The 16316-nt window shown below is 44.5% G+C and carries 13 protein-coding genes; 7 read left to right on the forward strand and 6 right to left on the reverse strand.

Translation table 11 applies throughout. The annotated features are described in order from the left end of the window. The first annotated feature begins 59 nt into the window (after window positions 1-59). Window positions 60-629, forward strand: coding sequence for a thiamine pyrophosphokinase (locus tag GWR56_RS05730; protein WP_162430185.1), 570 nt, complete (start codon window positions 60-62; stop codon window positions 627-629). A 142-nt stretch (window positions 630-771) separates the two neighbouring features. After that, window positions 772-1869, forward strand: coding sequence for a DUF6515 family protein (locus tag GWR56_RS05735; RefSeq protein ID WP_162430186.1), 1098 nt, complete (start codon window positions 772-774; stop codon window positions 1867-1869). A gap of 221 nt (window positions 1870-2090) precedes the next feature. Here GWR56_RS05735 and GWR56_RS05740 read toward each other — a convergent pair whose 3' ends face one another. From GWR56_RS05740 to GWR56_RS05755, 4 genes are all read right to left on the reverse strand, one after another. After that, entirely contained in the window at window positions 2091-5834 is a 3744-nt protein-coding gene (locus GWR56_RS05740; protein ID WP_162430187.1) for an ATP-binding protein, read from the reverse strand. 65 nt (window positions 5835-5899) lie between these two features. Then, window positions 5900-6781 carry an ACP S-malonyltransferase gene (gene fabD, locus GWR56_RS05745; protein WP_162430188.1) on the reverse strand — a complete coding sequence of 294 codons (882 nt, stop codon included), beginning with the start codon at window positions 6779-6781 and terminating at the stop codon, window positions 5900-5902. Between the two features lie 82 nt (window positions 6782-6863). Beyond that, window positions 6864-7502, reverse strand: a complete 639-nt coding sequence (gene folE, locus GWR56_RS05750; protein WP_162430189.1) for a GTP cyclohydrolase I FolE — start codon at window positions 7500-7502, stop codon at window positions 6864-6866. A 9-nt stretch (window positions 7503-7511) separates the two neighbouring features. Next, a complete protein-coding gene (locus GWR56_RS05755) occupies window positions 7512-7928 on the reverse strand; it encodes a 6-carboxytetrahydropterin synthase (RefSeq protein ID WP_162433122.1) in 417 nt (138 codons plus the stop codon). Between the two features lie 77 nt (window positions 7929-8005). Here GWR56_RS05755 and mqnB point away from each other — a divergent pair, with 77 nt between their 5' ends. Together mqnB and GWR56_RS05765 are read left to right on the forward strand one after the other, a co-directional pair. Then, a complete protein-coding gene (mqnB, locus tag GWR56_RS05760; protein WP_162430190.1) occupies window positions 8006-8713 on the forward strand; it encodes a futalosine hydrolase in 708 nt (235 codons plus the stop codon). Between the two features lie 41 nt (window positions 8714-8754). Continuing rightward, window positions 8755-9624, forward strand: coding sequence for a menaquinone biosynthesis family protein (locus GWR56_RS05765; RefSeq protein ID WP_162430191.1), 870 nt, complete (start codon window positions 8755-8757; stop codon window positions 9622-9624). Between the two features lie 246 nt (window positions 9625-9870). Here GWR56_RS05765 and GWR56_RS05770 read toward each other — a convergent pair whose 3' ends face one another. Beyond that, the gene (locus tag GWR56_RS05770; RefSeq protein WP_162430192.1) at window positions 9871-11103 is read right to left on the reverse strand and encodes a TlpA disulfide reductase family protein; all 1233 of its coding nucleotides are present in this window, start codon (window positions 11101-11103) and stop codon (window positions 9871-9873) included. 57 nt (window positions 11104-11160) lie between these two features. After that, complete coding sequence (locus GWR56_RS05775; protein WP_162430193.1) at window positions 11161-12300, reverse strand: acyl-CoA dehydrogenase; 1140 nt, start codon at window positions 12298-12300, stop codon at window positions 11161-11163. 610 nt (window positions 12301-12910) lie between these two features. On the opposite strand from GWR56_RS05775, the gene GWR56_RS05780 reads away from it, so the two are divergent. From GWR56_RS05780 to GWR56_RS05790, 3 genes are all read left to right on the forward strand, one after another. Continuing rightward, window positions 12911-14965 carry a M13 family metallopeptidase gene (locus tag GWR56_RS05780; RefSeq protein ID WP_162430194.1) on the forward strand — a complete coding sequence of 685 codons (2055 nt, stop codon included), beginning with the start codon at window positions 12911-12913 and terminating at the stop codon, window positions 14963-14965. Between the two features lie 108 nt (window positions 14966-15073). Next, window positions 15074-15709 (forward strand): nicotinamide riboside transporter PnuC, encoded by a 636-nt coding sequence (pnuC, locus tag GWR56_RS05785; protein WP_162430195.1) that lies wholly within the window; start codon window positions 15074-15076, stop codon window positions 15707-15709. Then, window positions 15709-16269: an AAA family ATPase gene (locus tag GWR56_RS05790; RefSeq protein WP_162430196.1), complete on the forward strand. Its 561-nt coding sequence runs from the start codon at window positions 15709-15711 to the stop codon at window positions 16267-16269. Before pnuC ends, GWR56_RS05790 begins: the two co-directional genes overlap by 1 nt. The last annotated feature ends 47 nt before the right edge of the window (window positions 16270-16316 follow it).

The following is a 16316-nucleotide window of genomic DNA, read 5'->3' on the forward strand; positions in this document are numbered from 1 at the left end:
ATATCAAACTGTTTATTTAAATTACCTTTGGTAAAATTACTTATCTGCATATAAAAATAATGTCATCGCACCACATTGTACGCGAAAAGCAGGAACCCGCCCTGCTGTTGCTTGGGCTAAGCAATTTTTCGGCCGAGCTGCTGGGCCAATTGCTTGAATGGAGCCCGACCGTTATTACCATACCATTTGTTGCTGAACAACTAAATGCCTTTGAAATAAAGATAGACTTTATCGTTAGCGATGAACTGAACGAAGACCTGCAATCGGATATTAAACTGATACACCCGCAAGGTGCATCAATGATTGAGGCGGCTATGAAATACCTGATGAAACACGATTACCAGGCCGTAAACGTGGTTGCAGATGATGTTGACCTGCAAGCGCTCGCGGTGTTCGCAGATAAAATTAATGTGGTGATTTACACCGGCAATAAAAAAACATATGCGGTTAGCTCCGGATTCAGCAAGTGGAAGCCTGCCGGCGAAATAATTCGTATTTTATCAGTATATTTAAACCTGCAATTCAGCGGGTTAAGCCAGTTAGATGAAAAAACATTTATTACCACAAAGGATGGCTTTATCCGCCTGAATTTCGACGGCGATCTTATTTTTATAGCTGAAGACATTTAACCCGGATAAAAACTTCAAACCGGTAAAAATTGCTGCCGGCTTTCAGTAAAAAATAATTAAACAGTAATTAAACCGTTCACATATTTCGTAGTCTTATAAGTACTTCAGCGTTAAACGGCTGATCAAATTATAAATTTTCAAGATGAAAACAGGATATAAAAAATTATTAAGTATTGCCTTAAGCGGGATGATGATCCTCGGTTTAGGGTTTTCTGCAAGCGCGCAGCACAGGGGTAGCAGTGGCGGTGGCGGCGGCGGTAGGTCTTCAGGTGGTGGTGGTGGTGGCGGTAGCTTCAGTCGCCCATCAAGTGGTGGCGGTAGCTTTAGCAGGCCTTCGGGTAGTTTTAGCCGTCCGTCAAGCGGTAACGTTGGTATCAGCAGGCCATCGGGCAGTTTCAACCGTCCGTCAAGCGGCAACGTCGGTATCAGCAGGCCATCTGGCAGTTTTAGCCGCCCCTTGGGTGGTAATGTCGGCGTAACCAGGCCATCGGGCAGCTTCACACGTCCGCAAGGTGTAAGGGGCAGTTACCAGGGTCGTACCAATGCCTACAGTAACTCTTATTCGCACAGGCCAAGCGTTGGCCGCCCGTACACAGGCAACTATGGCCGTGGCGTTTATCGCGGTAATTATGGCCGTTATGGTTATGGATACAGAAACGGTTACTATCGGCCGCGCTATTTTAATCGCGGGTTTTATAACTACCGGGGATATTACAGCTCGTATTATTTACCACGTATTGGTTTCAGCATAGGCGTATTGCCTTACGGATACTACCCATTTTACTGGGGCGATTATCAGTACTATTATTCAGATGGTTTATATTACCAGTATAATGATAACCAGTACACCGTAGTTGAGCCGCCGATTGGCGCGCAGGTAAATGCTTTGCCATCAAAAGCTGAACCTATTACAATAAACGGCGAGCAATTTTACGAATCGAACGGTGTTTACTACCGCGCGGTTACAAAAGATGATGGTAGTGTTGTTTACGAAGTAGCCGGTAAAGACGGTGAACTGAACACTGGTGATGATGGCGCAGGCGCCGAATACGACCAGCCGTACCAGGTGGGTGATATTTTAACCACCTTGCCACAGGATAGCCGTAAAATAAAAGTGAATGGTGAAAAATTGTTTGTTGCGCCGGATGGAACGTACTTCCAGGAAACCCGGGATGAAAACAACAACAAAGTTTATAAAGTGGTAGGCCTTTCGACAGATGAGCCTGCTGACGAGAACTAATAGTTAAAAAGGTTAATAAATTAAAGGGTGGATGCAGAAATGCATCCACCCTTTTTGTTGGTTAGCTCATTTATCAAGTATGGAAAACAATTAATAAGGAATAAATAATTCTCCTGATAGGACAGTGCACGGCTTAATTAGGGATAGGGGAATTGTACCCGATGACGTGAAAATACATCTAACGTTTTGAGCCGCAAGCCCCGCGCCTCACGCTGAAGGTTTTAAGCATCTGCGCTGTCAGCCGGGAAACTCAGGTAAAAAGTGGTGCCAATATCCATAGCGGTTTCAAACCATACCTTGCCATTGGCATTCTCAATTGAGTTTTTAACAAAGGCGAGCCCCAGGCCGGTGCCCGAACTTTTTGTGGTAAAATTGGGTTCAAATATCTTTTCGCGCATGCCCTCGGGGATGCCATTACCATTATCTTTAATGGTTAGTAAAATATTTTTATTAGTTATCAGGTAGTCGATATTAATTACGCAGTCTTTATCCTGTGGGGTTGCTTCTATGGCATTTTTGAGCAGATTGTTAAAGCATCGTAATAGCTGGTCGCGGTCGGCGCTGATAAAAAACGGCGCGCCGGCAGATCGAAACACTATTTTCACATTATCCATTTGTTTAAAAATGGTAACGGCCTGGCCAAGCACCTCAAAAATATCCATCCGCTCTATACGGGTATCGGGCATTTTGGCAAATGCTGAGAATTCAGAGGCGATGGACGACAGGCTTTCTATCTGCTCAACAAACGATTTGCTGAAGCGTTCGAATTTCTGATCAAACTTCGGATCCTTATCCTTCCATGATTTATCAAGCAACTGTAAGCCCAATTTTAAAGGTGTAAGCGGGTTTTTAATCTCGTGGGCTACCTGTTTGGCCATCTCGCGCCATGCCGTCTCCCGCTCAGATTGCGCAAGTTTGTTGGCGCTGTTCTCCAGCGCGGCTATCATATTATTATATTCTTTTACAAGCGCGCCAATTTCATCATTACGTTCCCACTTAATAGGTTCGTTCTTTTTACCATAAATGGTTTTGCTTAGGTTGTACTGAATAAAGTTTAGCGGCGCGGTTATTTGCCGCGCTATGATCACCGCAAATAAGCCAATAGCGATAAACACCAGCGCATAAACATTTATCATGATGTTCAATAACGACCCTATACGTTCGGTATAGTCGGCAGCATTGGCAAAGTACGGCAGCTGCAGGTAAGCAACGGTTTCGTGCTTTATATTGCGGATGGGAGTGTATGCGGCTTTGTAGGTCAGCAACCCGATCTTTTCCTCGTTCAGCACTTCAGATTGTTGCAGGCCGTTTAACGACGCGAATGCCCGGCTGTTCATCTGCGGGCAAAGCAAGCCGTAGTCATAAATTTTTGGCTGCGTGGTAATAAGCACTTTCCCATTCAGATCATAAAGCGTAAGATCGGCCGAATAAGTATTGGCCAGGTCATCAAACTGAACCTTGCTGTCTTCGGTAATGCCATTTATATAATTATTGATAGGTCCGGTCTCAAACGCCGCAGCTATCTGCATTATCTTCGATCGGATGATCTTATCCTGTTGGGCCTGGTATTGCGCGCTTATAGATACGAACGTAATTATACCAACTAAGATAAGGGTTATAACAACCGCAAATATCATAGAAAACTGGATGCGTGTTTTATATAGTATCCTGTCGAAAGTAAACTTAAAGCTCCATTTAATGCGATCATTACTTACGTTAAATATCTTTACGCGTATCCATATCGTTCTTATTAGCAGCACAAGGGCGTTAAATACCAGAAAGATCACAAAAAAGAAGGTCAGCGCCGTGATATTGGATAGCAGCGCGTTATTTTCCTGGCTTACAACTATAAGGTTACGCTCACTTGGTTTATACAATAAATGGCTATAAGTGGTAAACTTCTCGGCAAAGGCAGGTTTAGTACTTTTGGTGGTTTGAACGGTGTATTTTTTTAACTCGCCTTTAAATTCCTTATTTTTTATCCTGTAAACGTAGGTGCCGCTTTGCCCTATTAGGGTGTTATCTGTATAAAAAGCGAAGGAATAGTTTTTAAATTCGTCATTGGTGCCTTTTACTTCTTTATCTATCAGCAGATCGGGGAAGGTGCCGGCAGTAAGCAATGGTTTTGACTTAAGCTCGATAACTATGGTACCTAATTTCTTGGTACCATCTAATACCGGGAGTATAGCAAAGTAGTTTTGAAGACCAAAAGACTCGTTGGGGCGGTAAAAATAATCTGAAACCTTGAAGGAGCTGTACACCACCATATCTTTAAATACCTCAAGCGAGTATTTCTTATCAACAGAGATAGGCTGATCGGCGTTATCGTATTCGTGTACCTCAAAATCGTATTTGGATAAATAGCGGTCAAAATAAAGTTTTTGCAACCGCGTTTCCAGGTAATCGGCTGTATGATCGGCGCTTTTATAATAAGAAATAAGTAACGGGTCGACAATTATTTGTTTCTCGATCTTCTTAAAAAGCAAATCGGCGGTAGCATCATCCGGCACCTCCAGTTTTTGTATTAGAACCTTTCGCAGCTCCTGTTCCTTAATAGTCTCGAAGTGGTTAAGTTTTATAGAAGCTATAACGGCGCATATAAACACAAGGCTTACAAACGAGGAAGCGGTGAGCTTACGGTCGTTATATAAAAATGAATAGCCCCTTATAATGACCAGTGCCATCCAAAGCAGGTAAAAGAAGCTAAATTCCCAGTAATAAGTTACAATGCCCGTAGTAATTATAATAGATGCAAGCAGGAGCAGCGCTTGCTGCGTTATAGGAATTGCAAGTTTAAAGCATATAGTAAGGGCTACCTCGGTTATTAGAAAGAACATTAAAAAGCTAAAGCAAAGCATTAACACCCCTACAAGGCTAAAGCCCGAAAGGTTAAGCACGTTGTTTACGTCAAAACTGATCTTTGAATTAATAACCAGTCCGTAAAAAACCTGTAACAGGTTGGTCGAGGTAATTATGAGCGATAGCACACAAGCAGCAAATACCAGGTAGCTTACTATTTTGCCGGGCGATTTTACAATAAGCTTATTACGGTAAGTGTAAACAAAGGCCACAAACCAACACATAACCAGTATGTTGGCGCAAAAATCGCCTAATGACCGGTATATGGGCGATGAAGCATATAATTGGGGACTGAATAATGATAGTTCCTGCGTAAAATACGGCCAGCCATAATGCAGGTTTACAAACCTGAATAGTACAATAAAACCGCCCAGCAGTAACAATGCCCAGTATATATGATCTTTATAGATAAGATAACGGGCAATGCTGTTTACCAACACAAATAGTGTTAATATGGCCAGCATCCAAAACCCTATTACCAAATTAAAAAAACGATGGTTAACACCTTTAACCAGCTTTAACGAGAACAAGTAAACGTTGTTGACATCGTGCACAGCGTAAACGGGTTTATCCGTAAAATCGGCTATGGCTATATTGTCATCAACAGTAAGGTCTTTATGGAAAGTATTTTTCAGGTACTCGTTTACAAAAGGATAATTGTTTTTTACGGGTATAAAAAACACTACCGAAACATTTCCCTCGGTTTTCTTGATGGTTTCATAATAGCCGTTGGATTGTTTTATAAACGAGCAGCCTTCCTTTATTTTGGCTACGTTTTTTGGGATCACCTTTGCGCCACTCCAAAAGTCGAGCGCGGCATTTTTATAAACCACTATCCATATGGCTCTTTTAACAGTAAACTCATCAATGTACGACAGCGCTTTGGAAGGGGTGTTACGCAGGTTTTTAATTTCGTTAAAAACCTTTTTGTTGCGGATAGCCGCATACACAACATTTTCTTTGCCGTGTAATTTTGTTTCTAACAGCTTTGATGTTTGGATAAGATTATTTGCAGGCGTGTAGGTACGTTCAACTACAATTGCTGTAAATGCCAAACTGGCAAATAATAATACCAGTAATACCCGTATTTTTCCCGCTGTGCTCAATCTGTTAGATATATCTGATAGGTAAAAATTGAGCCACCCGGATACCCCGGATGGCTCTGTAATTATTAAACAACTGCGCTGGCTGTGGCTGCTTCCCGGTCAACCTTCTTAACCAGCCCTTGAAGTACTTTGCCCGGGCCTACTTCGGTAAATAATGTGGCGCCATCCCTAAGCATTTGTTCAATGGTTTGTGTCCAGCGCACTGGCCCGGTTAACTGCGCTATCAGGTTATGCTTTATTTGTTCGATATCGGTATGCGGTTTGGCGTCGATGTTTTGATACACGGGGCAAACCGGCACTGTAAAATTGGTATTAATAATTGCCGCTTCAAGCTCAACGCGGGCGGCCTCCATCAATGGTGAGTGAAAAGCGCCGCCTACATTTAGCTTTAAAGCGCGCTTAGCGCCGGCTTCGGTTGCCTTAATACAGGCCGCGTCAATACCCGCAACAGAGCCGGATATCACCAACTGCCCCGGGCAGTTATAATTGGCTGGCACCACTACATCAGTTAAGCGCTCGCAAATATCTTCAACGGTAAAATCATCAAGGCCTAAGATAGCGGCCATGGTGCCGGGTTGTATATCGCAGGCTTTTTGCATGGCATTGGCACGGGCGGCAACCAGGCGTAATCCATCTTCAAAAGATAAAGCGCCGCTTGCTACCAGGGCCGAAAACTCGCCTAACGAGTGGCCGGCTACCATTTCGGGCGCAAAGTCGTCGCCCAAAACCCTGGCCAAAATTACCGAGTGTAAAAATATAGCGGGCTGGGTTACATTGGTTTGTTTCAGGTCGTCTTCGGTACCGTTAAACATTATATCGGTAATACTAAAGCCCAATATATTGTTAGCCTGTTCAAATAACGAGCGTGCCTGTTCGCTTTGTTCGTAAAGGTCTTTACCCATCCCCGGGAATTGGGCACCCTGCCCTGGAAAAATGTATGCTTTCATTGTTAGTGATTTGAAGTTAGTTTTTAGCGATCAGTCAAAGCCGCAATCAGATCACGGCTCTCCAACATTAATCACTTAAAACTCAACTAAGCTTAGATGAAATTAAGTTTAAAAACTCTGTTCTGGTTTTTTCTTTTAAAAACTCGCCCGTAAACGCCGATGTGGTAGTTGCCGAGTTTTGTTTTTGCACACCGCGCATGCTCATGCACAAGTGCCTGCACTCAATTACCACGCCAACACCCAATGGGTTAAGTGTTTCTTGTATGCAATCGCGTATCTCGTTGGTTAAACGCTCCTGAACCTGAAGCCTTCGGGCAAAAACGTCAACTATCCGTGGTATTTTACTTAACCCTACTACGTAGCCATTTGGGATATAGGCGATATGCGCCTTGCCGAAAAAAGGCAGCATGTGGTGCTCGCACATAGAGTACACCTCAATATCCTTTACGATCACCATTTGGCTGTACTCTTCCTTAAACATCGCCGAGTTCAGGATCTCTTTTGCATCCAGGTCGTACCCGTGGGTAAGGTAAAGCATGGCTTTCGCAATACGCTCGGGTGTTTTAAGTAATCCTTCACGATCGGGGTTTTCACCAATCTGTTTTAATACATCAAGATAACTGGCAGACAGGTTTTGAATAAGCTCGGGGTTGTACCGGTCAATTTTTTGGTACCCGTTTATACCTTCGTCCCGGTCAGGAATATTTTGGTCGTCAATCATAGTTTAGGGTTATCCGCCAAAGTATTCGGCCGAGTTATTTTCTGTTTCGTACAATCGTACCGAGTGTAAAAATACACCGGGATAGGCTTCGATAGGACCTTTCAGCTGGTTAAATATGCCAATGCACAGCAACTCGGTAGATGCCATTATACCTGCCATAAACTCTACATCCAAGTTGATGTTTTTATGATCGAGTTTTTCTATGACGTACTCGTGTATAATGGTTTTAAGTTCTTTCAGGTCTATCAAATAGCCGGTAGCATGGGTAACCTCGCCCTTTACGGTTACAAACAAATTGTAGTTGTGCCCATGCCAGTTGGGATTGGCGCATTTGCCAAAAACTTCCTGGTTTTTCTCTGCGCTCCATTCCTCGCGGTACATGCGGTGTGCTGCGTTAAAATGTTCTTTGCGCGTAATATGTATCATCATAACATTTAATGGTGCAAATATACAAAACAAAAACAGGCGAGTTGTTTTATCTTAGCTGTCAAAAAACACAAAGAATGAAAGTTTTATTTGTTGCAGCTACCGGTATGGAGGTGGGGCGGTTTGTTTTGGATTTTGGGTTTCGTGTTATGGACGCAGAAAAGAAAAACGTATATACTATCCCCGATCAAAAAAACTCGGCCGGCAATACGTTGCTTATAACAGGTGTGGGTATGGTAGCAACCGCGTATTCACTGGGGAAAGAACTTGCTGCAAACCAATACGACCTGGCCATTAATTTTGGTATAGCGGGAAGTTTTGACCGCAGCATTGAACTGGGCGACGTGGTAGAGGTTGTTCACGATAACCTGTCGGAACTTGGTGCAGAAGACAATGATTCTTTTTTACCCGTAAGTGTACTGGGCCTTGGCGAAAGCGAATTTAGGGCTACCCAAACAATAGCTAATATCTTTAAAGGCTCAAAAACATCTCCGTTGTTAAAGAACCTGAAGCAGGTAAGTTCTATCACCGTAAACACTGTGCACGGCGAACCCGATTCTATCGCAAAAGTTCAAAAAAGATTAAACCCCCAGTTGGAAAGCATGGAAGGGGCAGCTTTTTTTTACGTATGCCAGCATGCGGGTATCCCGTGTGTGCAGATCAGGGCCGTGTCAAATTATGTTGAAAAGCGGGATAAAGACAATTGGAAGATAGGCCTTGCCGTTAAAAATCTGAACGCTTTTATGGTAGAACTGCTAAACGGTTTGCAAGTGTTACAACCGTAAACCGTCCGTAATCATTGTAAGCATTACACTATTTACAACAAATGAAATTAACTATTGGCTTTTCGCCCTGCCCCAACGATACCTTTATATTCGACGCGCTGATACACCACAAGATGGATACCGAAGGGCTTGACTTTGAGGTGTTTTATGACGATGTGGAAACCCTTAACCAGAAAGCGTTTCGCGGCGAGCTGGATATCACCAAGCTAAGCTATCATGCCTTTGCCTACGCGGCAGATAAATATGTTTTGCTGGACGCGGGCAGCGCGCTGGGTTTTGGCGTTGGCCCTTTGTTGATTTCAGATCTGGAAATCTCGGTTTCGGATTTAGAGAAGGGGCAGATCATAAATCGTAAATCTGAAATCGTAGATCCTTTGATTGCTATACCCGGCAAATACACCACAGCAAATTTCTTATTGAGCCTGGCGTTTCCAAAGGCTGCCAACAAACAGGAACTTGTTTTCTCGGATATTGAGAACGCGGTTTTGGATGGCGGGGCTGATATAGGCCTTATCATCCACGAAAACCGCTTTACCTACCAGGATAAAGGCCTTCGTAAAATCATCGACCTGGGCGACTACTGGGAAAAACGTACCGGTTGCGCCATTCCGCTTGGTGGTATTGTAGCCAACCGCAATTTACCTTTAGATATTCAGCATAAAATAAACCGTGTTATCAAACGCTCGGTAGAATTTGCTTTTGCCAACCCAAAGTCAGGGCTGGAGTACATCCGCTCGCATGCGCAGGAGATGAGCGAGGAAGTAATGTACAAGCATATCGACCTGTATGTAAATAAGTTTTCGATCGATCTGGGTGCGGAAGGCAAAAAGGCGGTAAAGCTGCTGTTTGATACCGCATTGGAAAAAGGCATTATCCCCAATGTAAGCGAAAGTTTGTTTTTGAACCCCTAACCGAAACAGCAGGAGGGGGTAAATTTTAAGCGGAAGTGTTCACGTTCGGCGCACGTGAACACCGTGAACATTCATGAACGCCTGATAATCAGCATTTTAATATTTCAGGTACTGACAAACCACTGCCACCATTTATTTGGGCTTTAATACTATGCAGCTTGTTGCTTATGATGGCGAATGGCCTTATCAATCCTTCCAACAAATTTGTCATCCTTCGCTATCGCTCAGCATGACAGGTAGTTGTATCTACCTTTCCGCCAGCAGGTCATCCGTCAGCTTTTCAAACTCGCTGATAAAAGCGGTGTAATGTTCACCTGTGCCCGGGCCGCTAAATCCGGTGTGTATTTTTCGTACATCGCCCTTTTTATCGATAATGATGGTGGTGGGGAAGCCTACTACTTTGGTTAGTGCCGGCAGGCTTTTGGCAGTTTCTTCCTTGTTGCTGGTGTAGCCCGTTATCAACAGGGGGTAGGGGATATCAAAACGGTTTTTTAACTGCGCCAGCGTACGCTGTGATCTGGCGAAATCATTGGTGCGCTCATAAGCCAGGCCAATAACCTCTACGCCCTTAGGCCGGTACTTTTTGTAGTAATTAACCATATAGGCGGTTTCGTCCATGCAATTTGGGCACCACGACCCCATGATCTGAACAATCACTACTTTATTTTTAAAACGGTCATCGCTTAACGAAACCTGCTTGCCGTTAATATCTTTAAAGCTGAAAGCCAATTTTTTATAACCGGGTTTTAATGCGGATAGCGAATACGCATCCGGCAGCTTAGCGTTCTCGTCCCTTACGGCGGCCCAAACGTCTGTACCGGTCAGGCCCGAAAAAAACTTACCATCGGTTAAGGTATTGTTATCGCTGATCTTAGCAGTAAAAAGGAAGGCGTGCCCGCCATCAAAGCACGACAGGTACAAGCTATCGCCGGATACCGTGCCATCTAAAAATCGGTAATCGCCGGTGGTGGTCAGGAACGTACCGGTAACCCTTTGCCCAGCCTGTTTAAATTCGCCAACGGTAGTGTCGCGCCCGGTGGAATCACCAATAATTGCCGACCAGCGACCGCTAACATTATAATTTGTTTTGGCAGGTGTTTCAAAAAAGCGCCATGGCGTACCGGCCGTCGCGGTAAAGTTCATGAGTACGTCACGGTCGCCCAAATGCTTTATATAGTGCCCCGTTAGCCTATCGCCATCTTGTTTCAACCTGAATTCGGAATCAAACAATGGCATCTGTATAAACATAGAATCTCCCCGGGCTGATAGGCTGGTTACTTTGAAATGCTCTGTATTATTGATGATGGCCAGTTCTTGTTTGCCGGCTGTGTTGCTTACCTCAAAATTAAAAGGTATCTGGTGCGCACTTGCAGTTATTAATGCACCCCGCCAAATACCAGGTTTAAGTTTAGTTTGGGCTGCTGTTATATGCGTAAGCGCGGTAACCAGTACCGCGCTGAATAATATCCTTTTTATCATAGCAAAAATAGTCTACTAACTTTATATACTTTTTCAAAAGTAGCAAAAGCCGCACAACTATTTTAAAACTTCACGCGATATGACAATGCGCTGAATTTCAGATGTACCCTCGTATATCTGGGTGATTTTAGCGTCACGCATCAGGCGTTCTACGTGGTATTCTTTCACAAAACCATAGCCCCCGTGTATTTGCACCGCTTCCACTGTAGTGCGCATAGCGGTTTCCGAAGCGAAAAGCTTAGCCATTGATGCTGCCTGCGCATAAGGCAGGCCATTATCTTTAAGCCATGCCGCCCGGTAGCAAAGCAGGCGCGCAGCTTCTATCTCGGTGGCCATATCGGCCAGCTTAAACTGGATGGCCTGCAGGTCGGCCAGGGGTTTGCCAAAGGCTTTACGTTCTTTAGCATATTGCACAGATAGTTCGTAAGCGCCCGAGGCTATGCCCAGGGCCTGCGAGGCTATGCCGATACGCCCGCCTTCAAGCGTAGCCATCGCGAACTTGAAGCCGAAGCCGTCTTCACCAATGCGGTTCTCTTTAGGGACCTTAACATCGGTAAACATAAGGGAATGCGTATCTGAACCGCGGATGCCCAGCTTGTTTTCTTTTGGGCCCACTGTAAAGCCTTCCATCCCTTTTTCAACTATAAGCGCGTTTATGCCGCGGTGTTTCTTGCTGGCATCGGTTTGCGCCATTACAATATAGGTAGATGCGGTACTGCCGTTGGTGATCCAGTTTTTAGTGCCGTTTAACAGGTAATGATCGCCCATGTCAATTGCGGTGGTGTGCTGCGATGTGGCGTCCGAACCGGCCTCCGGTTCGCTCAGGCAAAATGCGCCTATTTTTTCGCCCTGGGCCAGGGGTACCAAAAATTTCTGTTTCTGGGCTTCGGTACCATATTTTTCTAAACCGTAGCAAACCAGCGAATTATTAACCGATACCACTACCGAGGTTGAAGCGTCAACCTTTGATAGTTCTTCCATAACGATAGAATACGATATGGCGTCCATGCCGCTGCCGCCATACTGCGGCGATACCATCATACCTAAAAAACCCAGCTCCCCCAGTTTTTTTACCTGCTCTGCCGGAAATTTTTGGTGCTCGTCGCGTTCAATAACGCCGGGCTTAAGTTCGGTTTGTGCAAAATCACGCGCCGCCTGGCGTATCAGTAAGTGTTCTTCGGTAAGTTCAAATTGCATAACGGTAAATAAAAATTAAAGGTATAATTATTATGCATGCATAGCAAAAATATCGGCACAAAAAAAGAGAGCCTTTTTGAAGCTCCCTTTTCCCCTAATTAATTTAAACTATTGATTAAACCCAAAATAAAAGAACATGTTCATCTCAACTTGGGCAACTGAGAATTCGTTTTAGCCTGATCAATTTTGAAAGTTTTTCACAGGTAGATGATATATTTTCAAAGATGTATGCAGGGCCGTTTAACTTTGAACAAAACATAAGCCACAAATCCGTATCCGTGAAAATAAATTACGGCAAGTTTATTTGCAGCCGCACGCGAAATCGGCGGTTGTGAGAAAGTTTTTAATCTGAAAGAAAAATTCTATTTAGTAATATCGTGATTAACAGTGATTTGTAAATCATACTCGACAGCGCATTTTCATTTGCCCGGTTATAAAGCACGTAGAACTACGTAACTTTCTTGTTGCATAAATAATTTGATATTTTTTTGGTTTAACCACCCTTTAAACTGATTTTTAGAGAAAATTACCTAAACAGGCCTGTACAGAAAAACATAACATTCTGTTTTTCCATACACTCCCTGTATTTTATTTAATACAAATTGTAAATATGATAATAAAAAAGTACACCCTGCATGCTGTTACAGCCTGCGCCATGAGCGCCTTATTGCTAAGCGCCTGTAAGGATAAAAATAAAACGTACGCCGAGAATGATGTGGTGATAAAGAACATCGACAAAAGCGTAAAGCCCGGGGATGATTTTTTTATGTACGCCAATGGCGCCTGGTTAAAAAATAATCCGATACCTGGCGCCTACTCGTCCTGGGGGATTGGTAACGCTGTGCAGGAAGACCTGCGCAAAAAACTGAAAAAGATAAATGAAGACGCACTGAATGCCAATGCGGCTAAAGGCAGCAACACGCAAAAAATAGGCGATTTTTATTACAGCGGCATGGATACCGTTAACATTGAAAAGCAGGGCCTGGCCCCGTTAAAAGAGGAACTGGCCCGGGTTGATAAGGTAACCGACGTGAGAACGCTGATAGAAGAATTTGCGCACCTGGAAACCATCGGGGTGCAAACGCCGTTTGGCGCTTATGCCGCGCAGGACGACCGCAACAGCGAAAAGATATTGATGCAGTTGTCGCAGTCGGGCATAGGGTTGCCTAATCGCGATTACTATTTCAACACAGACGAGCACAGCGCAGCTATACGTAACGATTACCAGCAAAAGCACTTGCCCGCTTTGTTTAAGCTGATAGGCCTTGACGATGCAGCGGCCAGGGCGGCTACGCAAAAAACTTATGCCATAGAGAAATTCCTGGCTGATAGTTCGCGCAAATTGGTTGACCTGCGCGACCCATACCATAATTATAACAAGATGGCCCTGGTTGGTTTAAGCAACCTGGCGCCGGTTGTTGACTGGAAAAAAACGTTTGAGCAAATGGATTTTAAACAGGTTGATACGGTGATTGTTGGCCAGCCCGAGTATTATCGTGCGGTTAACAAGGCCCTTACAACCTTTACTGTTAACGACTGGAAGAACTACATCCGCAAAAACATCGTTAACGATTATAGCCCTTACCTGAGCAAGGCGTTTAGCGATGAGAGCTTTAGGTTTTATGGTACTGTTATTTCGGGCAGAAAAGAACAGTTGCCACGCTGGAAAAGGGTGCTGGATACCGAAGGCAGCCTGATGGGCGAAGTGCTTGGGCAAATATTTGTAAAAGAATACTTTCCCGAGAAAACCAAAAAGCGCTACGTTGATCTGGTAGAGGCTGTACGCACATCATTTGGTGAGCACATTGACAAGCTTGACTGGATGAGCGCTGAAACCAAAAAGAAAGCGCATAACAAACTTGCCAAGGTGTTCCCTAAGGTAGGGTTCCCGGATAAATGGAAAGATTTTTCGTCGCTTGAAATAACCCGCGGCCCATACGCGCAAAATGTGATGCGCGGCAACAGCTACTGGCATAAATACAATGCGGATAAACTGGGTAAGCCCGTTGACCGCACCGAATGGGGGATGACGCCCCAAACGTATAATGCTTATTACAACCCGTCGAACAATGAAATTGTACTGCCTGCCGCCATATTTATTTTACCATGGGCGATGGACGAGAATATAGACGATGCCGTTGTTTATGGTTATGGTGCGGCATCTACCATTGGCCACGAAATTACTCACGGCTTTGACGATCAGGGCCGCCAATACGACGAGAAAGGGAACCTTAAAGCATGGTGGACACCGGCTGATTCTGCAAAGTTTGCGCAGCGCGCCCAAATGCTGGTCGATCAGTTTAACGGTTACACCGTTTATGGCCAGCATATCAACGGAAAGGCAACCTTAGGCGAAAACATTGCAGATTTAGGAGGGATAGCTATCGGCCTTGATGCCTTTAAAAAAACCGACCAGTATAAGCAAGGTAAAACTATTAACAGCCTTACCCCAATACAGCGCTACTTTTTAGGCTACGCCATGGGGTGGTTGGGCCAGGATAGAAAAGAATCGTTATTAAGCCAGATACTAACCAACGAGCACTCGCCCGGCTTTTTACGTGTGAACGGCCCTTTTAGTGATGTGCCCGAATTTTATGAAGCATTCGGCGTTAAAAAAGGCGACAAAATGTGGTTAGATCCCGATAAACGGGTAAAGATCTGGTAAAGCCTCACCCTGCCCTCTCCAAAGGAGAGGGTTAAAAAAGCCTCATCTTAAGTCCCTCTCCTTTGGAGAGGGGTTTGGGGTGAGGCCTGCTTTTTATATCTTTACCGCATGCAAATCGTACACGCCCTGCAGCAGTGGTGGCAGCATCAAACCTGGCTCGAAATAACCGGGGTTATAACCGGGCTGCTCTGCGTGTACCTCGCCGCAAAAAATAATATCTGGAACTGGCCGTTTGCAATTATCAGCGTAACAATCTACGTCTTCATTTTTTTTGAAGCCCGCCTTTTTGCCGACATGGGCCTGCAGGGTTATTTTTTGGGCATGAATATATACGGATGGTGGTACTGGAGCCGAAGGCCGGCAAACGAAAAGAAGATTCCCGTTGCCCGCATCACAAAAAAAGAAGTGGCCATATCTGCAGCAGCCATAATTATATTTACAATTTTACTCGGCTCGTTATTAAAATATACGCCGGCCTCATTCCCGTATCTTGATAGTTTTTGTACCGCTTGCAGCCTGGTTGCCCAGGTGTTTTTGGCGCGTAAGGTGCTCGAGAACTGGCTGATATGGATCTTTGTAGATGTTGTATATGTGGGTGTATATATTTTTAAGGACCTTCACCTTACGGCCCTGATGTATGCCATATACGTAGCCATTGCGCTGATGGGATATCTCGACTGGAAAAAAGACTGGATAAGAGGCCGGAAAGAAACAAGAAGTAAGATCCAAGAAACAAGAAATTGATGATCAAATCCGAAATCGAAAGTTCGACATCCGAAATAACAAAAATAGCCGTTGTTGGCCCGGAGTCTACCGGTAAATCGCATATGTCGGCTTATTTGGCTAAGTATTACCAAACGGTTTGGGTGCCTGAGTATGCGCGCAGGTATTGCGAAAAGCTAACCGCGCCCCCCACCTGGCAAGACGAGATAAACATGTTTTACGGGCAGCTTGCGTTAGAGGCGGAGTTGCTGCCTCAGGCAAATAAGATACTTATCTGCGATACCACGTTTATTACCGTAAAGATATGGAGCGACCAGATATTTGGTCAGGCGCCTCAACAAGTTATTAACGAATTGCCAAAACACCCATACAACCTTTACCTCTTACTGGATATCGACCTGCCCTGGCAGGACGACCCGCTACGCGATTTCCCGCACCTGCGCGAGCATTTTATGCAGATATGGCACACCGAATTGCAGGCGTTAAACGCCCGTTATGTGGTGATATCGGGCACCGGGGACGACCGGTACAAAAACGCTGTTGATGCGATAAGCACGTATCTCTCTGAACGGAAACTTTAGCGGAATTTTGAAAGGGCAGAATTCTGTATATCAATTAATTCTTAAAA

It is taken from the genome of Mucilaginibacter sp. 14171R-50, assembly GCF_010093045.1.
In the GTDB taxonomy this organism is placed as follows: Bacteria; Bacteroidota; Bacteroidia; order Sphingobacteriales; family Sphingobacteriaceae; genus Mucilaginibacter.